This window comes from Merdimonas faecis, assembly GCF_001754075.1.
Lineage (GTDB): Bacteria > Bacillota > Clostridia > Lachnospirales > Lachnospiraceae > Merdimonas > Merdimonas faecis.
The window spans coordinates 109,183-128,379 of record NZ_MIEH01000020.1; the positions used below are offsets into that span (position 1 = coordinate 109,183).

The 19,197-nt window shown below is 48.1% G+C and carries 17 protein-coding genes and 1 pseudogene; 2 read left to right on the forward strand and 16 right to left on the reverse strand.

What is annotated here, in order from left to right; all coding sequences use genetic code 11:
* Nucleotides 1–3: 3 nt before the first annotated feature.
* Together rsmA and BKD12_RS12360 are read right to left on the reverse strand one after the other, a co-directional pair.
* Entirely contained in the window at nucleotides 4–894 is an 891-nt protein-coding gene (gene rsmA / locus BKD12_RS12355; protein ID WP_070089646.1) for a 16S rRNA (adenine(1518)-N(6)/adenine(1519)-N(6))-dimethyltransferase RsmA, read from the reverse strand.
* Nucleotides 895–1,054: 160 nt separating this feature from the next.
* Nucleotides 1,055–1,279, reverse strand: coding sequence for a helix-turn-helix domain-containing protein (locus BKD12_RS12360; protein WP_070089647.1), 225 nt, complete (start codon nucleotides 1,277–1,279; stop codon nucleotides 1,055–1,057).
* Between the two features lie 126 nt (nucleotides 1,280–1,405).
* Between BKD12_RS12360 and BKD12_RS12365 the strand changes: the two genes are divergently transcribed.
* Nucleotides 1,406–1,738 (forward strand): hypothetical protein, encoded by a 333-nt coding sequence (locus BKD12_RS12365; protein ID WP_070089648.1) that lies wholly within the window; start codon nucleotides 1,406–1,408, stop codon nucleotides 1,736–1,738.
* A 21-nt stretch (nucleotides 1,739–1,759) separates the two neighbouring features.
* Here BKD12_RS12365 and BKD12_RS12370 read toward each other — a convergent pair whose 3' ends face one another.
* The 4 genes from BKD12_RS12370 to BKD12_RS12385 all read right to left on the reverse strand — a co-directional run bounded on the left by BKD12_RS12370 (nucleotide 1,760) and on the right by BKD12_RS12385 (nucleotide 6,654).
* Complete coding sequence (locus tag BKD12_RS12370; protein WP_070089649.1) at nucleotides 1,760–2,524, reverse strand: TatD family hydrolase; 765 nt, start codon at nucleotides 2,522–2,524, stop codon at nucleotides 1,760–1,762.
* Nucleotides 2,521–3,507, reverse strand: coding sequence for a diaminopimelate dehydrogenase (locus tag BKD12_RS12375; protein WP_070089650.1), 987 nt, complete (start codon nucleotides 3,505–3,507; stop codon nucleotides 2,521–2,523). The genes BKD12_RS12370 and BKD12_RS12375 overlap by 4 nt, the downstream gene beginning before the upstream one ends.
* Before the next feature lie 96 nt (nucleotides 3,508–3,603).
* Nucleotides 3,604–5,541 carry a methionine--tRNA ligase gene (gene metG, locus BKD12_RS12380; RefSeq protein ID WP_070089651.1) on the reverse strand — a complete coding sequence of 646 codons (1,938 nt, stop codon included), beginning with the start codon at nucleotides 5,539–5,541 and terminating at the stop codon, nucleotides 3,604–3,606.
* A gap of 432 nt (nucleotides 5,542–5,973) precedes the next feature.
* Complete coding sequence (locus BKD12_RS12385) at nucleotides 5,974–6,654, reverse strand: PHP-associated domain-containing protein (protein ID WP_070089652.1); 681 nt, start codon at nucleotides 6,652–6,654, stop codon at nucleotides 5,974–5,976.
* 97 nt (nucleotides 6,655–6,751) lie between these two features.
* On the opposite strand from BKD12_RS12385, the gene BKD12_RS12390 reads away from it, so the two are divergent.
* Nucleotides 6,752–7,594 carry a MurR/RpiR family transcriptional regulator gene (locus BKD12_RS12390; RefSeq protein ID WP_070089653.1) on the forward strand — a complete coding sequence of 281 codons (843 nt, stop codon included), beginning with the start codon at nucleotides 6,752–6,754 and terminating at the stop codon, nucleotides 7,592–7,594.
* Nucleotides 7,595–7,636: 42 nt separating this feature from the next.
* Here BKD12_RS12390 and BKD12_RS12395 read toward each other — a convergent pair whose 3' ends face one another.
* The 10 genes and pseudogenes from BKD12_RS12395 to BKD12_RS12440 all read right to left on the reverse strand — a co-directional run bounded on the left by BKD12_RS12395 (nucleotide 7,637) and on the right by BKD12_RS12440 (nucleotide 19,178).
* A complete protein-coding gene (locus BKD12_RS12395; RefSeq protein ID WP_070089693.1) occupies nucleotides 7,637–8,428 on the reverse strand; it encodes a PHP domain-containing protein in 792 nt (263 codons plus the stop codon).
* A gap of 63 nt (nucleotides 8,429–8,491) precedes the next feature.
* Nucleotides 8,492–9,319: an energy-coupling factor transporter transmembrane component T family protein gene (locus BKD12_RS12400; RefSeq protein WP_070089654.1), complete on the reverse strand. Its 828-nt coding sequence runs from the start codon at nucleotides 9,317–9,319 to the stop codon at nucleotides 8,492–8,494.
* Entirely contained in the window at nucleotides 9,312–11,018 is a 1,707-nt protein-coding gene (locus tag BKD12_RS12405; RefSeq protein ID WP_070089655.1) for an ABC transporter ATP-binding protein, read from the reverse strand. Before BKD12_RS12405 ends, BKD12_RS12400 begins: the two co-directional genes overlap by 8 nt.
* A gap of 21 nt (nucleotides 11,019–11,039) precedes the next feature.
* On the reverse strand, nucleotides 11,040–11,897 hold the full coding sequence (locus BKD12_RS12410; protein ID WP_070089656.1) for a DUF8171 family membrane protein: 858 nt from the start codon (nucleotides 11,895–11,897) through the stop codon (nucleotides 11,040–11,042).
* A 148-nt stretch (nucleotides 11,898–12,045) separates the two neighbouring features.
* Entirely contained in the window at nucleotides 12,046–13,941 is a 1,896-nt protein-coding gene (locus BKD12_RS12415) for an extracellular solute-binding protein (RefSeq protein ID WP_070089657.1), read from the reverse strand.
* A 5-nt stretch (nucleotides 13,942–13,946) separates the two neighbouring features.
* The gene (locus tag BKD12_RS12420; RefSeq protein ID WP_070089658.1) at nucleotides 13,947–14,783 is read right to left on the reverse strand and encodes an ABC transporter permease; all 837 of its coding nucleotides are present in this window, start codon (nucleotides 14,781–14,783) and stop codon (nucleotides 13,947–13,949) included.
* A 501-nt stretch (nucleotides 14,784–15,284) separates the two neighbouring features.
* Nucleotides 15,285–16,364 (reverse strand): annotated as a pseudogene (locus BKD12_RS17510) (ABC transporter ATP-binding protein); the annotation flags it as partial.
* Nucleotides 16,365–16,381: 17 nt separating this feature from the next.
* On the reverse strand, nucleotides 16,382–16,915 hold the full coding sequence (locus BKD12_RS12430; protein ID WP_070089660.1) for a helix-turn-helix domain-containing protein: 534 nt from the start codon (nucleotides 16,913–16,915) through the stop codon (nucleotides 16,382–16,384).
* A gap of 288 nt (nucleotides 16,916–17,203) precedes the next feature.
* The gene (locus BKD12_RS12435; protein ID WP_070089661.1) at nucleotides 17,204–18,409 is read right to left on the reverse strand and encodes a MalY/PatB family protein; all 1,206 of its coding nucleotides are present in this window, start codon (nucleotides 18,407–18,409) and stop codon (nucleotides 17,204–17,206) included.
* A gap of 127 nt (nucleotides 18,410–18,536) precedes the next feature.
* Nucleotides 18,537–19,178, reverse strand: a complete 642-nt coding sequence (locus BKD12_RS12440) for an endonuclease III domain-containing protein (protein WP_070089662.1) — start codon at nucleotides 19,176–19,178, stop codon at nucleotides 18,537–18,539.
* Between the last annotated feature and the right edge of the window lie 19 nt (nucleotides 19,179–19,197).

Consider the following 19,197-nt stretch of genomic DNA (forward strand, 5'->3'; position numbering starts at 1 on the left):
ATCTTAAGGGCCTGATCCCTCCTGGATCTGTTCCCATAGATAGTCTGCAAGCTTTGCAAATTCCTCCAGCTTAAGCGCCTCTCCCCGTACGCCCGCACCTTTCCCGAGGCGCTCGATACCTTCTGTGATCTTATCTTTTGGGAGGGAAAACTGGCCGGAATTATTGAGACCATTTGCCAGCGTTTTTCTTCTCTGATTGAAAGAAGCTCTGATGATATGAAACAAGAACTTTTCGTTTTTCACACTCACCGGCGGATGCTCATGCTTTCTCAGCTGAATAACAGCAGAGCCCACTTTGGGCCGGGGCATGAAACAGTTGGGCGGAACATTTGCTACAATATAGGGGCTTGCATAATACTGAACCGCCAGCGATAACGCGCCGTAGTCTTTGCTCCCTGGTCCGCTCTGCATCCGGTCTGCTACTTCTTTTTGCACCATCACTGTGATACTCTCCATCGGGACATGCTCCTCGAACAGTCCCATGATAATCGGTGTCGTAATATAATAGGGAAGATTCGCCACGATCTTAATAGGCCTTCCCCCATTCTCACGCTCTGTAAGAGCACGAATATCCAGTTTTAAAACGTCTTCATTTATAACCTGAACATTCTCATATTCTCCCAGTGTATCTGCCAGTATCGGAATCAGATTCTTATCTATCTCTACCGCAATTACTTTTCCCGCAGCTTCCGCAAGATACTGCGTCATCGTACCAATCCCCGGACCAATCTCCAGCACGAGATCATCTTTTGTAATATTGGCTGCTTTTATAATCTTGTCTAATACATGGGTATCAATCAGGAAATTCTGACCGAACTTTTTTTGAAATGAGAAGTTGTATTTTTGCAGGATTTCTATCGTATTCTTTGGATTTCCCAGTGTTGGACCGCTCATCATTACACTCCAGTATAAAAAGTATATTAGTAATTATACAATATTTTAGAGCTTTATGATATAGCAAAAAGTAAAAATAATAATTAAGAATAAATGAATTTTTTGAAAACAATTTAGAATTTCTGTGATTTCATGATGGTTTCTGATCAGATTCCGGTGTTCAGACATCCTTTTCCTCTTCGCTCTCCAGCTTCAGGATATCTTCAACTCCACATTCCAGGCAGTCACAAATCTTGGCAAGTGTATGCAGATCAACTCTTACCACTTTATTTTTGCAGTAATTATTCAGCTGTGTCCTCTGGAGTCTGCAGGTATAGCACAGTTGTGTCTTACTGACTCCCTTTTCGGCTAAAACGCGCTCCAGGTCAATCCTTATCTTGCTCATAATCATCCCACCATACCGTTTCTTCTGTTAAGTATACCCATATTTTTGTTGAAAAAATAGATATATTAACATACACTGTAATTAGATACACTGTATTCTTTAACGCAGATATCAGAGAGGTTTTATATGAAGCGAAATAAAAAACGGTACCTGACCGGAGTTCTCCTTCTGATCCTGGCTACATTTATATATATAGAAGCACAGCCATATGAAGTCGTTTCTTCCTCTGTCTTTTCCTCCTCTGATCTGACAGAAACCCGGCTGTATGTGATCATGAATACGCTGCTTCCGGCAGAGGAAGCGTCATTTGCGAAGAACGTCATCTCGGATTACCAAAAAATAAATGGCCCCCGTGGAAAAGCCAGCTATGAGTTACGGCTCTACCGCACGGAGGTCCATTATAAACTTCATATTGAATATACTGTTATTGTCTGTGATGCAGACGGACAGGTATTATAGCCATCCTCTTCCCTGCCTACATCACACCAGGCCATACAGATCTTTGGCATTTCGTTCAGTCTGCGATACAACCTCCTCGAAGCTGACCTGCTTAAGCGCAGCGATTTCTTCCGCTACATAAGGAAGATAAAGAGAAGAATTCCGTTTTCCCCGGTAAGGCACCGGAGCCAGATACGGGCAGTCCGTCTCAAGCACGATGGAGGTCAGCGGGATTTCCTCTACTGTCTCTTTTAGCTTTCTTGCATTTTTAAACGTGACGACACCGCCGACTCCGATATAGTATCCCATCTTTACATATTCTTTTGCCATTTCAGCAGAGTAGGAGTAACAGTGGATGACTCCCTTCAGTCCTTTTCCGTACCCCTTCATCACTTCCATCGTATCCGCGGCCGCCTCCCGGCTGTGGATCAGTACCGGCAGCCCCAGCTTTCTTGCGAGCTCCAGCTGACGGATGAACCAGTGGCGCTGCTCTTCCCGGGCTTCTTTATCCCAGTAATAGTCAAGCCCGATCTCTCCTATGGCCACCACCTTGGGATCTTCGCAGAGTTTCCGCATTTCTTCCAGCCGTTCTTCATTCAGCGCTCCTACCTCATCCGGATGGACGCCCACCGCCGCATACATAAACGGGTACGCCTGAACCATATCCACCACCCGCCGGCATGAATCGTAAGATGCGCTGACATTCACGATCGTGCCGATGCCGCCGGCGGCCATGGAGCGTAAGATCTCGTCCCTGTCCTGGTCGAATTGCTCGTCATCATAATGCGCGTGTGTTTCGAAAATCATAATAACTCTGCTCTCTGCTGCTCTGGGGTTTTCATGGACAGCAGTGCAGGCGCGATATCAAATACGGTTTTTGCGCCATTTTCTCCCGCCTTAGAAAGCCGATACGCCGCTCTTGCGTAACATACCAGAACACTTGCCGTAAATTCCGGGTTGGAATCCAGCTTTAAGGAATACTCGATGATATGCTTGCTTCCTTCTGTCCCTGTCTCACCGCTTCTGATCACAAATCCCCCGTGCGGCATACTGCTGTGCTGCTCTTTTAATTCTTCCTCTGTAATAAAGGTTACGGTAGTATCATATTCGTCAAAGTAATTCGGCATGGTCTTGATCGCCTCTTCGATGGCTTTAAGATCCGCTCCCTCTTCCGGTACTACATAGCACTCCCGCAGATGCTTTTCGCGAGTCGTAAGCTCCGGCTCACTTCCGCTTCTGACACGGTCTACTGCTGCCTCGATCGGAACAGTATACTGGATCGCGTTTTTCACTCCCTCGATCCGGCGGATCGCATCAGAGTGTCCCTGGCTGACGCCTTTTCCCCAGAAGGTATAGGTGCTTCCCTGTACCAGGATGGATTCTGCATACAGACGGTTCAAAGAGAACATTCCCGGATCCCAGCCTACGGAAATGATTCCCACATTTCCACCAGCCTTTGCCGCTTTATCCACATTTTCAAAATACTCCGGAATTCTTGCGTGGGTATCAAAGCTGTCGATGGTATTGAAATCTGCAGCGATCTGCGGTCCCATCACCGGAAGATCTGTAGCGGATCCGCCGCAGAGTACCATAACATCAATCTCACCCTTCATAGATTTCATATCTTCCATTGTCTTTACAACAGCTGTCTCTGTCGCAATCTTCACAGAAGCCGGATCTCTCCTGGTAAATACTGCTGCAAGCTCCATATCCTCATTACGTGCAATGGCTTTTTCCACACCTTTTCCAATATTTCCATATCCTACAATACCAATTCTGATTTTATCCACAATGTTTTCCTCCTTTTATCCACATTGGTCTTTTGTTATCCACATTATTTTGCATTGGGGACGGGGGATTTTCAAAAATCCCCCGTCCCCAATGGATTAGCAAATTTCCGCACCTGCGGGCATATCCCTTTCCGGGGTCATGAGCGCCAGATTACCGTCGGCATCTTCCGCACACAGCAGCATGCCTTCAGACAGCACTCCTGCCAGCTTCGCCGGCTTTAAGTTTACCAGCACCATAACTTTCTTTCCAACCATCTCTTCGGCTGTATAATGTGCCTTGATACCGGACACGATCTGCTTCACCTGGCTTCCGATCTTAACCTGGGAGCAGAGAAGCTTTCTGGACTTCTTCACTTCCTCGCAGGCGATGATCTCGCCTACCTGGAACTGCATTTTGCCAAAGTCCTCGAAGGTAATCTCCGGCTTCGCTTCGATATCAATTACCTCGGCGGCATCTCCGGCCTCCTCGCCTGCCTCATCCCCGGCTGCTTCTTCTACCGGCGGATGCAGCTCTTCTACTTTCTTCATGACCTCATCAATATCCAGTCTTGCAAAAAGGATCTCCGGCTTCTCACATACCTTGCCGTCACCCAGCTGTGCTTCGATCTTATCGGCAGTCTCCGGCATGAATGGCCGCAGTTCCTCCGCACCGACTTTGATGGTTTCGATCAGGTTTGCAAGCACTGTCTCCAGACGGTCTTTTTTCGCCTCGTCTTTTGCCAGCACCCATGGTGTGGTTTCGTCAATATATTTATTGCAGCGCTTAAACAGATTGAAAATCTCTGTAATCGCATCTGCCACACGGAGGTTGTCCATCTTTGCATCTACCTTTGCGGAAAGCTCTCCTGCCATTCTTGCCAGGTCGTCGTCAAATACCTTTTCCGCCTCATCGGCCACGCCTTTGTTCGTCACCGTGCCGCCAAAATATTTATTGGTCATTGAGATCGTCCGGTTCACCAGGTTGCCCAGGGTATTGGCCAGATCCGCATTCATTCTCTCTACCATCAGCTCCCAGGTGATCACACCGTCATTATCAAACGGCATCTCATGCAGTACGAAATAACGCACGGCATCCACGCCGAAGAAATCCACAAGCTCATCTGCATACAGCACATTTCCCTTGGACTTGCTCATCTTGCCGTCGCCCTGCAGCAGCCACGGATGCCCGAATACCTGCTTTGGCAGCGGCAGATCCAGCGCCATCAGGAAGATCGGCCAGTAAATCGTATGGAAACGGATGATATCCTTACCGATCAGGTGCAGGTCTGCCGGCCAGTTTTTCTTGAACATCTCGGAGCTTTCCCCATCGCACTCATAGCCGATTCCGGTGATATAGTTCGTCAGCGCATCCAGCCATACATACACCACATGCTTCGGATCAAAATCCACCGGAATTCCCCACTTAAATGAGGTTCTGGATACACACAGATCCTGAAGTCCCGGAAGCAGGAAGTTGTTCATCATCTCATTTTTCCGGGATACCGGCTGGATAAACTCCGGATGCTTATTGATATGATCGATCAGCCGGTCCGCATATTTGCTCATACGGAAAAAATACGCCTCTTCCTTCGCCGGCTTTACCTCGCGCCCGCAGTCCGGACATTTGCCGTCCACCAGCTGGGACTCGGTCCAGAAGGATTCACAGGGCGTACAGTAGAGTCCCTCATAGGATCCTTTGTAAATATCTCCCTGATCGTACAGCTTCTTAAAAATCTTCTGTACCTGCTTTTCATGATCCTCATCCGTAGTCCGGATAAATTTATCATAGGATGTATTCATCAGATCCCAGATATTTTTGATCTCCCCGGCCACCTGGTCTACAAATTCCTTTGGCGTTACTCCGGCTTCCGCAGCCTTCAGCTCGATCTTCTGCCCGTGCTCGTCAGTTCCGGTCTGGAAGAATACATCGAACCCCCGGCTCCTTTTGTACCTGGCGATCGCATCTGCCAGCACCGCCTCATAAGTATTTCCGATGTGCGGCTTTCCAGATGTGTAGGCAATCGCTGTCGTAATGTAATACTTCTGCTTTTCCATTGATACACTCTCCTTCAATTGTTCCATAAAATAAAAAAACCCTGGCCTCTCTATCGGAATAGAAAAGTCAGAGAAGACGGGAAAACCCGTGTTACCACTTCTGTTCACCTCCGCCTCACGGCGAAAGGCCTTCGCAGGTGCCTTTTGCAGCACCCTCCGCTTTAAAGGGCGGATCCCTTTGCAGGCTTACAATCCCGGATAAGACGTCCATGTCCGTAACCGCTCATTGCTCACCCGCACCGCTCAAAAGCCATCTTCCGTCAGCTTCTGACCTGCTCCTTCTCAGCTTACCGGAGCATCTCTGTAAAGTCTCTACAGACGTACTCTCTTTTTCAACGCGTTTCCATGATTTGTTTAAAATCCTAGCATATCCGAAGACCGGCTGTCAAGCATTTCCCCGTAAAATTCCAGTACGTCCTGTCTGCCGCACCCTTAGATTCCCCGGAAGATCTCCCGCGTAAACCTGCCCTGCCGGATGGCTTCTGCCAGCTCCTGTCCGTCCTCTGGCAGCTTTTCAAATCCTACGCAGCAGCTGGCCAGATCCTGCACTTGATGGAAATCCGAGCCTGCAGTACCGGGAAGCCCTGCCTGTTCTCCCAGCGCCCGGGCCAGATCATTGTGGGAATCATGGCGTGGATTGCCGTTAAAAATCTCGATGCCGTGAAGGCATTCCGGATCCGCCGGAAAACATACGGATCTGAAAGGGTGAGCCTGTATAATGGTCAGCCCTTCTTTTTCGGCAATCTGATACAAATCAGGAAGCTCTTTTTCATAAATCCAGGGATATTTCTGAAAAAATTCTTCCGTCATGCCATATACCAGAAAATCATTTTCATCATGAGGAAAGCGGATCTCCATTCCTAAATATACCTGGAATCCGCTCCCGGCACTTTCTGCCGTCTCCTTTGCCAGCCGCCATCCTTCCAGGAAACGGCTGCAGATATCCTCCCACGGCCCTTCTTTCCCGCAGGCATATTCGCTGAAATGATCGGTGACCGCAAGACCTGCATAGCCTTGCTCTATATACATCCGCACGCCGTCTTTCGCGGGCACCTTCCCGCACCGGCTGGACTCGTCTGTATGAAAATGCAGCTCTACTTTTTTCATTTCCATGATTCCTCGCATAATTTAAAGAAAATTTTATCTGTTTTTTTCATTTTTATGGTACTATAATATCACGCAAAAAGGCTTTGTAAAGAAGGTATTTGTTATGAATGATTTTTTTTCATCAAAGGCTCCCTCTGAATTTACCAAAACAGAACGCCGGATTATGAACTATATTCTGGAAAACCCGGCAGACTTTATCCACATGTCTATCGGCGAAGCCGCAAGGCGGGTAGGTACTTCTGAACCCACCATTTCCCGTTTTGCCAGACACTGCGGATATTCCGATTTTAAAGAGCTGAAAACTGCTCTCCTTGAAAGACAGGAGGAAATCCATTCTCCGGCCCGGAAGCTGGCTTCCTCCATGGAACGTCCCGACACCTCTTCGCTGGAAGGGATGCTGCGGTATCAGCAGTTCTGCATCGAAAAAACTCTTTCATTTTTGAATACAAAAGACGTAGAAGACGCCATAAGTGCTATCATAAAAGCAAGACGGATCTACATCCATGCCAAAGGAGCCGCTCTTTCCATGGCCCAGCTCCTGAAATTCCGGCTGACCAGGTTCGGCCTTTCACTTACCATCCTGCCACCAGGAAGCTCAGAGCTTTTTGAAGAAATGAACTTTATCACCCCGGAAGACCTGCTTATTCTCTTTGGATTCCAAAACATTCCAAGAGAAGCCAGAGTTCTTCTGGATTACCGGGAAAAAACCGGCTGTCCTGCTATTCTCTTCACCAGCCGGATCTGTGACTCTGCCTCCGGGGACGGGATCATTCCTCTTTATATTTACCGGGGAGAGCCCACAGAATATCATTCCATGGCCGCTCCGTCCGCACTGCTGGATGCTCTGGTCCTCCTGACCGGCCAGCGTCTGGGCAGCCGTTCCAAAGAAACCTTAGATGAAATCTTCCGGCTGAAAGAGCACTATAAAGCCGACATCCCCCGGTAGATTTCCTGCCATTCCTTCTTATATTAAAGATATTTGCCTTGTCTATGCGCCCTTGAGCAGGACCTCTAAGTAGTCCCCGCCCAGGGCGTGTATTGCCTTTAGGGAACGTTTCAGAGTTCCGGCCGTTTCCACCTGGAATTCCAATGTATCCGAAGTTTCAATCCGGTAATGCCCTGCCTGGATCTGAGAAGACAGCCCCTCCACCGTACGCACAGTCTGATCGAACACATTATATACACAGCCGTATTGAAAGGCCTGATGCGTATCGCTTCCGGCGGTCAGCGGTTTCTGAAGCACCTTCGAAAGTTCCTTCATCCGCAAGGACATTCCTTCATAGTCCGCCGCCAGATCCTTTCCGTTCAGATCCAGAAAATCAAACTGTTTCAATTCACTCTCCGTAAGCTCCGGGATATGTCCGCCCTCACGGTACGGGTGCGCGGCTCCAAACAGAACAGGGTATTCCTTCACTATTTCCGCCCATTTCGCGAAGGGAAGGAATTTCCCTTTCTCTTTGTACGGCGAAAGTCTCCTGTTCATCTCCAGGATCACATGCATGTTTCCGATCACCAGAGTATGCCCTCCTTCCGCAATATCCACTTCCATCCCCGGAAAGATCCGAAGCCCCTCCCGTGTAAGGAACGTATCCCTCTCCTCCTCATAATTCTCTGAAATATACTGATAAACTTCTGCAAAACCCAGCGTATTGAAATGTTCTGTCAGACATAAAGCATCCAATCCCGCCTCATTTGCCTCTCTGAACAGCCAGTCTGTATATTCCGGGGAAAAAGGCAGCTTCTTTGCCAGTTTCCCATGTGTATGCATGTCTAATTTCACGTTTTTCTTCTCCTCTCTGCAAACCCTGATTTTCATCAGATCCAGATAACTTCTCCTGCGCTTTTACGCAATCGCTGCTGATGCAGCCACACTGCATGCAGCCCAGATCACTGAGATTACTATGAAGATCCCGTCATTCCTTGTCACCTTTAACATGGCAAGTCTCATCTTCTTTACCCCCGGATTCTTCAGTGCATACCGGTAGCCTTTCAGCTCCAGCGCCTCCACCGTTGTCCGCGAGCGCTTTGCCGTATTCAGCATCAGCGGATAAAAAGCCTGTATGATCAGCTTTACCTGATAACCAAGATATCTGATCTTACCTATAAGTCCCTGCTTTTTCGGCGGATTTCCCCGAAGACGGTAGGATAACAGAATATTTTGAAATTCCTCCATCAGGACCGGAAGGATCCGGTAAGCAAAGGAAATGCTAAAAGACAGCTGATCCGGGCATCCAAACCACAGAAGGCCGCTGGCAAGCCGATCCGGATCCAACCCTGAAAATACAGTGACCGATGCAAGAGATACCACCGCCACCTTCAAAGTCATTACCAGAAGAGGCGCCACCAAAGAAGAGTCTCCTCCAAAAAACAATGCCATGACCAAAAGATATCCTGTCTGAGTAAAAACGCCCACGCAAAACAGAAACAGTACCAGCGGTGCAATCCTGGCAGCTCTCGTTGTCAGTACCACAAAGAGAAAAAGTCCGAGGAGCAGCACCACATCATTGATAAACCACGGCACCAGCCCGAAAAACAAATACCAGATCAGAAGCACCCTGGGATCAAGTCCTGCAATAACGGTATCATCATTGCCATAAGCATTTTTCAACACCTGGTTTCTTAAAAAATCCATAGAAAATTTATCCAGGATGCTGTCAGTTAATTTATGCATAACATTCACCTCTGAAACAGTCTAAAAATTCATCAATGGTAAAACACGGATTTTCAATCCCTATCAGCCGCCCCATATCATAGATCTGGGGCGGACGGATCCCAACCTGGTTCCTGACGTACAGATCTGCAAAAATCTGTTCCTTCGTACCGTCCGCGATCACCCTGCCGCCTGACAGTACAATGATCCGCTCTGCCCAGTCGCAGACCAGCTGCATATCGTGAGTGGCAATAATCACCGTATCCGTGATCCCTTTTAGCATCCTCAGGGTTTCCATCACCTCCCGGCGGGTAGCGATATCCAGATTTGCCGTAGGCTCGTCCAGAAGCAGGATCTCCGGATTCAGCGCCACACCGATGGCAAGGGAGGCTCTTCGCATCTGTCCCCCGGACAATAGTCTCCCATCCCGCCCGGAAAGGTTTCCCAGGCGGAACATCTCAAGCAGATCATCCGTGCGCTTTTCATATTCCGGTATTTTACGCACTCTCATCGCATAAGAAATATCCTCCCGGATCGAATCCTTAATAAACATCTCCTCCGGATTCTGATAAACCAGGGATATTATCTCCCCTATCTCTTCTTTGGAAAGTGCTCTCACCGGTCTCCCTTTTAAAAGAACGCTTCCTATTTCCGGCTGTATCAGCCCCATCATCATTTTCAGGATTGTGGATTTCCCCGCTCCGTTAGAGCCGATCAGCGCCACCTTTTCTCCTTTCTGGATTGTCAGGTTGAAATGATCCAGTATCTTAGGAGCTTTTCCCTTTACTGCCCGGTATTTTACCGAAACATTTTCAAAAGCTGCCATCTGCTCTCCTTCTGTCGGTACGAAAGACTGCCTCATGCATCCTGTCCTGTTTTTCAGATATCCCTCAAACAGATTCTTTCCTTCCTCCAGATTTACCGGAAGAGTTGTATCTTCTGGCAGCATCCCCTCCTGTACCATGCGTCCGGCCGCTATCGTCACCTGCGGCGGAAATATATTGCTCCCGCGAAGCTCCTCTGTCCGCCGCATGGCCTCCCGGGCGGGAAGCTTCCAGGCCGCCTTTCCGTCTTTCAAAAGCAGAACGTGCTTACAGTATTTTGCAATATATTCTGTATGATGCTCGATCACGATAATCGTTTTATGATACGTCTCGTTCCACGCCTTCAGCACTTCATAAATCTGATCCGCATGGGCCGGGTCAAGCTGGGCGATGGGTTCGTCCAGAATAAGGATATCCGGACTTAGCGCCGCAGCCCCCGCAAGTGCCAGAAGATGTTTTTGTCCGCCGGACAGCTGCCATACATAGTCTGAAATCTTTGAAGACAGCCCACAGATTCTGAGCGCTTCTTTTCCCCTTGCTTCATAATCCTTTACAGCGTAATTCAGGCAGGCATAAGAGGCATCCTCCAGCACGGTAGGACACACGATCTGATTTTCAAAGTCCTGATATACATATCCTGCCTTCTTCGCCAGGCTGCCGATCTCCTGCTCCCGTGTATCCACACCGTCTATCTTTACCATCCCCTCCATATCTCCGACGATAAAATGCGGAATCAGCCCGTTCAGTGTTTTACACAAGGTAGATTTCCCACACCCGTTATTTCCTACGACCGCAAGAAAATCTCCGTCCTCTACTGTAAGAGACAGATCCTTAAGCGTCGGCTCTTTCGCCCCGGGATAGGTAAATGTCAAATGATCGATCTCGATTTTATTCACAGGTTTCACCTCTTATCCCTTTTAAAAGTTGCGATACTCTGCCGAAGCTTTTCTGCCTGCCCGGCTGCGGATCAGGCCTGCCGCCACAGCCGTCACTGCCAGCGCCACGATAATCCCTACGATAATAGATGTGGAATTTCCTGCCCAGTCTGCCTCCCAGTCGATCAGCTCATACCCGCCGGAGGCCAGAAGCTCCGCCCCAATGGCCGCTGCAAATCCTGCCAGTATCAGAGCGATATTTTTCGGAGTGAAGACACCGCCTTCCAGCTGCGTCTCTTTATCTCTTGGCTTGACGCCTAAAAGAGGCTCAATCTTGCCGTAGAGTCTTGGCACCAGATACATCGCCGGAAGCATGCAGAACAGGATACCTGAAAACAGGATGTCATTAAGACATGCAAATCCTTCGGTAAAGAACACACTCTCCGGGAGTCCCGCTACCGCCTCAAAATCCTCCACCGCAAACTGTACCTTCAGAATATCTACCACGCATCCCATCAGCTGCTGCACCGTTACGCCAATGATAGAGGCTGCAGCAACAACCCTGCGGTTCCTGGGATCCTTCACGATCCGCCCCGCAATATAAACACCGATCGTTACTGTCAGAAATTTTTCCAGCTCTCCAAGGCCTCCGAACTGTCCCAGCATGATCTCGCTGAACACCAGCTCTCCGGTTGCCGCCCCCAAAGCCGCGCTTAACGGGTCAAACAGCATGGCCAGCGTCAACGGAATGAATAAAAAGTATTCTACAGAAAATTCCACGATCCCTATTTGAAAAGATGGGATCAGTTCTGTAAACAAGGTCGCCAGCCCATACAAGGACATGCTTAAGACAAATACCATCATTTTCTGCGACTGCGTCATTCTTGATTTTACATCCATAATAAAACTCCTCCATAATCACTCTCATTACATCGTCTTGATTTCTTACGAGAGTCATTATAGAGGAGCTATTTTAAATCTAACAGCGCACTGCCATAAAATGTAAGTAAAATTTTCGTAAATTAGTTTTTGTAATTAAATTTTCATTTTAACCTGCATTGCTGGCAGCAATCTTTACGCGGCTCCACAGATCACTGATGATCTTTTTGGTGTCTTCATTATAAACAAACACCTCATCGTTCTCATTATCTGTCCGCGGAATGTATGCGTTGATGCCTTCATAATCTCCGCCTTCTCCGGACAGTGTATCCATAACCTCCTGGTTTGCAGAGGTATATCCCACGTAGCTGGAGTTATCGTAAGCGCCGTCATAATCAGAAGCATAGTTGATAAACGCATGCGCCAGATCCGGATTCTTGGCATTTTTCGGGATGACCATGGCGTCTGACCACAGATTGGTTCCTGTCTCAGGCATAAAATATCCCATATCTTCATTTTCTGCCATAACATAGGATGCATCTCCGGAGTAAATCAGTCCCAGCGCCTTTCTTCCCTGCGCCATGTTGTCGATGATCTCATCGGTCACGATTTCCGTATCCATGGTTTCCACACACTGTACCAGCCATTCATAGGCCTCCTGCAGCTCCTGCTCATTTTCCGTATTCATGGAATATCCCAGGGCTTTCAGCGCCATCATGAAGGAGTCTCTCTCGGAATCATAAAGATACACATCTCCTTTGTATTTCTCATCCAGGAAAATATTATATCCTTCTCTTTCCAGATCCTCGATGTCTACCTTATTTTTATCATATACGATTCCCACGGTTCCCCAGAAATATGGAACGGAATAATCATTATTCGGATCATAAGGCAGTCCCTTCACCGCATCTGCCAGCTTATCCATACAGGTGAGCTTGGATTTATCCAGCTTCTGCAAAAGATCCTCTTCGATCAGACGCTGGATCATATAATCACTTGGCACCAGCAGGTCATAGGATTCCCCGTTTGCCACCTTGATGTACATCTGCTCATTGGAATCAAAGTTTTCCATGACTACCGTAGCGCCGGTCTCTTCCTCAAAGTCGCCGATGATATTTTCGCCGGTATACTCGCCCCAGTTATAGATGTGGAGCGTCTGCCCTTCAAACGGACGGTCCGAGCTTCCGCCGCCGAAATTCACCGCGCAGATTCCCACTGCTGCCGCACAGAGAACCGCTGCCGCTGCAGGCACCAGGCGTCTTCTCTTTCCGATCGTATCCGACTTCCTGCTCCTGGCGGCCACGATCGGCGCCAGATTAATGATCAAAAGCACAATCGTTATGATCACAACCACAAGCGTTGATACCGCATTGATACTGGGGTTGACACGCTTGCTCATGGTGTAGACCACGATACTTAAGTTCTTAACACCTCTGCCGGTTACAAAATAGGAAATGATGAAATCATCCACCGACATAGTAAATGCGATCAGCGCTCCCGATACGATCCCCGGTGTGATCTGGGGTACGATTACCTTACGAAGCGCCTGCCAGGGAGTAGCGCCCAGATCCATGGCCGCATCCGCAAGATTAGGATCCAGTGAGCGGATCTTTGGCATAACCGACAGGATCACATAGGGTATGCAAAAGGCAATATGGGCCAGCAGCATGGTCATGTAGCCTTTTTCTACATTAAAGGTAATGAACAGCAGCATAAACCCGATGGCTGTCACGATCTCCGGGTTCATCATCGGCAGATTATTAACCTGATCCATGATGTTACGGATTACCTTCTTGGACTTGCTTAATCCTATGGCAGAAATTGTTCCCACTACCGTAGAGATAAAGGTGGCCAGGATCGCAATACTGAAGGTGGTGTACAGAGCTTCCATCATATCCTGGGATTCCAGCATATGCTGATACCAGCGCAGCGAAAAGCCGGTAAAGCTGGTCAGGGATTTTCCTTCATTGAAGGAGAAAATCACCATATATACAATGGGAAGATAGAAGAAGGCGATCATCAGGATCATCAAAATCTTCCCAAAAGGACGTTTTTTCTTGTTCATCCTGATCACTCCTCCTTTCCGCCCTGGTTACGGATCTCAATCTTCCGCACTGCCATCATCAGAAGCATCATGATCACTGCCATGATCATGGAAATGGCGCTTCCGAAATTCCACTCACCCACGGTGATAAACTGGTTCTCGATCATATTTCCGATCAGGAAATACTGTCCGCCTCCCAAAAGCTTCGGGATGAAGAAGGAACTGACTGCCGGAAGAAATACCAGCGTAATGCCATTAATGACGCCGGGCAGCGACAGTGGAAAGGTTACCCGCCGGAAGGTCTGCACCGGATTCGCTCCCAGATCGGCACTTGCCTCAACAAGGGAATGATCCATCTTGCTTAAGGATGTCTGGATCTGAAGAATCATAAATGGCAGAAAGTTATACACCATTCCAAGCAAAACGGCGCCTTCCGTATACAAAAGTTCCTGATCTCCAAGCCCGAATATGCTTAAAATTTGCTGGATCAGCCCGCCTTCACTCAAGAGCCCGATCCAGGCATAGGTCCGGACCAGCATGTTGATCCACATCGGGATCGTCACACATAAGATTAAAATGTTCTGTGTTTTTTCCTTGCTGCGGGCAATAAAATAAGCTGCCGGATAGCCCAGGAAAAAGCAGATAATCGTTGTCTTAACCGCAATTACGAGCGAACGCCAAAGGATTAACAGGAAATCCTGGTCGGTAAAAAATTTGGCGTAATGCTCCAGTGTGAAGGAAAACGAAATGATGCTGTTTCCCTGCTCCATAAAGGAGTATGCGGCGATCAGCGCCATGGGTAACACCAGCATCAGCGCCGCCCACACAATATACGGCCATGCCAGCTGAGAAAATCGTTTCATCTTTTAATACCCCGTCCTGGACATCACATGGATATCCTCCGGGAAGAATGTCAGGCCGACCTCCTGACCCTCTTCCGAGTAGTCTGTGGTGTGGATCTTGAACTCCCGTCCTGTCGTCCAGAATGTGATCGGATATACTCCCTCCGTCACCTTTTCCGGATCAAATTCATAATCCACGCTGATATCCACACTCTGTTCCTCATCGCTTAACTTCCAGCCCTGTGCGTTGGCCCAGGTCTTAAGATCTGTGTCCAGCGCCTGAGACTCTGTGATCTCATCTACTGTTTTTACAAAATTAAATGCCATGATTCCTTCATTTGCCTTTTCGTTCTTCACGAATGGCTGGTCTACCACGAAGATCGTCCTCTCAACCTTCGTGCCGTTTGAAGTGGCAAATACCACAGGATACTGGCCTTCTTCTTTAGCCACCTCGTACTCTATCTTCGCAATGGATATGTATTCGTCGCTTTCCGGATCCCAGGCCTGTGCATTGGCGCGGGCAATGACTTCCTTGTCGTCCAGATCCTCTACATCGTCAATATCTACATAGAAGTTGTTGGCACTGATTTTTTCTTTTCCATCCTCGCTGGTCACGTCCTGGTTCTTGATCACACGCATATTGACCGTCACACTGGTACCCGGCACTGTCTCCACGATAATCTCATAGTGTACCCCTTTAAATAAAACACTTAAGACCTCGCCTGTCATTTTGCCGTCCTTCACATCCACGATGTCGATATCCTCCGGACGGATCACCACATCCACCGGTTCATTTTCTTTGAATCCGAAGTCCACACAGTCAAAGGTAATATCGTCAAAACGCACCTTATAATCCTCCAGCATCACGCCGGGCAGGATGTTGCTCTCTCCGATAAAGTTTGCGACAAACCGGTTCACCGGCTCATTGTAAATATCCTGCGGTGAGCCCACCTGCTGGATCTCTCCGTGGTTCATGACCACGATCTTATCTGACATGGTAAGGGCTTCTTCCTGATCGTGGGTTACAAAGATAAAGGTAATCCCTACCTCCTGCTGGATTCTCTTCAGCTCGTACTGCATCTCTTTTCTGAGCTTTAAGTCCAGCGCTGCCAACGGCTCATCCAGAAGCAGCACCTTCGGCTCATTGACCAGCGCTCTTGCAATAGCTACCCGCTGCTGCTGCCCGCCGGACAAAAGGGTCGTATTCTTATCCTCAAACCCTTCCAGTCCGATCAGCCTTAGCATTTTCATGACCTTCTGGTCGATAACGTCCTTACTCATCTTTTTGATCTTCAGACCAAAAGCAATATTTTCGTACACGCTCAGATGGGGAAACAGCGCATACTTTTGAAATACTGTATTCAGTTCCCTCTCATAAGGCGGTTTTTTGCTGATCTCTTCCCCGTCAAAGATCACGCTTCCTTCATCCGCATCCAGAAATCCGCCCAGGATCCTGAGCAGCGTAGTCTTTCCGCAGCCGCTGGGTCCTAATAGCGTTACAAATTCATTTTCATAAATGTCCAGATTGATCCCTTTCAGAACGATCTGGCCGTCAAAACTCTTTACGATATTCCGAAACTCGATCAGCTTCTTCTCTTCCATCTTGTCTCTCCCTCCTGCTAAAACATCGGCGGTGTGGTGACCCACAGCACCTTTGCATCACTGTTCCCGTGATTGTAAAGGTAATGGCTCTTTGTTCCGTCCATGTAGAAGGTCTCTTTTGCCTTTACCTTGTATTTTTTGCCGCCCTGCACGATCGTGACAGCACCTTTTAGCACATAGCCAAACTCCTGGCCCTGATAGGCAGACATCACCTGGCTTTTCTTCCGCGGATGCAGCGTCAGAAGGATGGGCTCCATCTCGTTTTTCTGAGCGTTCGGGATCACCCATTCGATCTGATAGTCTTCCTGCTCATCCACAAAAAAGTCCTGTGTCTGAAATACGATCTGTGTTTCTTCTTCCTCGCGGAAGAACTCTGACAAGTTGCTTCCCAGCGCCTCCAGGATATCCTGAAGTGTGGCAATGCTCGGTGTCGTCAAGTTACGCTCCACCTGAGAAAGGAAGCCTTTGGTAAGTTCGCTCCTGGATGCAAGATCCCCCAGTGTCAGGTCGTTCTGCAGGCGCAGTTCCTTTAGTTTCTTCCCAATATCCACACTTTCACCTCCGGTTTTCTAATACTATACTTTTAGTTAAAAATTAGCGAACCAAGGAACATTATACACAGATGGGAAAATATTGCAATAGATTTTTGCATATTTTTACAAAAATACCGTTCCCCGGATTCTCCGTTGACTTTCAAGAATAATCGTCCTTACATTTCCAGGTGCAGGACGATTATTTTTTATGCTTGTCATAGAAACTCTTTATGGTAAAAACCCCTTACACGAATGTTTACCATCCGTGCAAGGGGAAAAATCCATACTTATATACATTTTTCCGTTTTAAAAAACATACTTATCCATCCGGTCAAATGCTTCTTTTACCCGCTCAAACGGAAGCGCCAGATTGACCCGAAGGGCATATTCTCCATGGAACATCTTTCCGTCCTGCCATGCCACACCGACATCCCATCCGGCCTTTTCCAGCTCTTCCAATGACTTCCCATGTTTCTTACACCATTTCCCGCAGTCCAGGAACAGCATATAAGTCCCTTCCGGCCTGCTGACCTCCACGCCTTCAAAATGCTCCTGAATATAATTGCAGGCATAATCCACATTCTTTCCTATAACGGCACACAACTCATCTACCCATTCCTGCCCCTCCTTTTTATAGGCTCCGATCAAGGCATGCATGGAAAAAACGTTCATACTGTTATAGTGACATTTCTCGCTTTTTGACGTGATCCGGTCCCGAAGGTATTTGTTATAAATGATATGATAACTGCCGATCAAACCCGCAAGGTTGAATGTCTTACTTGGCGCATAGAGAGCCACCGTACGATTTCTGGCATCTTCACTGACAGACTGCGTCGGGATGTGTTTATGACCATCCAGAATAATATCTGACCATATCTCATCCGAAATCACCAGACAGTCATTTTCTTTATAAATTTCCATGGCCTTTTCAATTTCCCATCTTTCCCACACTCTTCCACATGGATTATGGGGGCTGCAGAAAATAGCCACATGGATCTTTTCCTCTTTCAGCTTCCTGTCCATATCTTCGTAATCCATCCGCCATACGCCATTGTCATCCTTCTTCAGCGGACTGTGCACGATTTTATAGCCATTGCCTTCCAGGCTCCTGGTAAAACCGATATAGGTAGGACTGTGTACCAGCACACCGTCTCCCGGCGCCGCAAACGAAGTCAGGGCAGAAACCACACCTCCCAGCACGCCGTTTTCATAACCGATATCATCCTTTGTCAGATTCGTCACATTGTTCCTGGCCTTCTGCCATTCAATGATCGACTGAAAATATTCTTCACGGGGATTAAAATATCCAAACAATGCATGATTAGCTCTTTTAATCACTTCCTCCGGCACTGTCGGCACCGTCGCAAAATTCATATCCGCAACCCACATAGGGATTACATCAAAGCCCTCTTTCGGCTTGTCCGGCGCAAAGCCCGGATTCTCTCCAACTCCGTCAACCGCCAGGGCATCTTTTCCCTGACGGTCGATGATAGATGTAAAATCATATTTCATTTTCGTTAGTCTCCTTTCTTTGGGGACGTACACCTTTGCAAATGGGGACAGGGGCAAATGCAAAAAGGGACACCCGCTAATGCGAATGGGGACGTACACTTTTGCAAAAAGTGTACGTCCCCATTCGCTACATTTTTTTCTTACAGATATCCTCAAGACAGCACTGATCGCAGTGAGGTTTTGTCCTTGCCGTACACACATCTCTTCCATGATATACCAGCCGGTGGCAGAAGTCACTGCCTTCCTCCGGCGGAATGATCTTCCACAGCTCCATCTCCACTTTTTTCGGTTCTTTGATGCCGTCCACCAGGCCCATCCTGTTCACCAGGCGGATGCAGTGGGTATCGGTAACGATAGCCGGCTTTCCGAACACGTCTCCCATGATCAGGTTGGCGCTTTTTCTTCCCACGCCGGGGAGCTTCAAAAGTGCATCAAAGTCATCCGGCACTTTATCTCCGTATTCCTCATGCAGGATCTTCATGCAGGCGCTGATATCCCGCGCCTTACTCTTTCCCAGTCCGCAGGGCCTTACAATCTCTTCGATGTCATTCACATCTGCTGCCGCCAGTGCCGCTACGCTCGGATATTTTTCATACAACCCTTCTACCACCACATTGACTCTGGCGTCTGTACACTGAGCTGCCAGTCTTACGCTGACTAAAAGCTTCCAGGCCTGGTCGTAATCCAGTGTACATCCGGCATCCGGATATTCCTGTTTTAATCTTTCAATGATCTCCAAAGCCAGCGCTTTCTTTGCCTTCTGTGTCATAGTATCTCCTCTTTTGCTT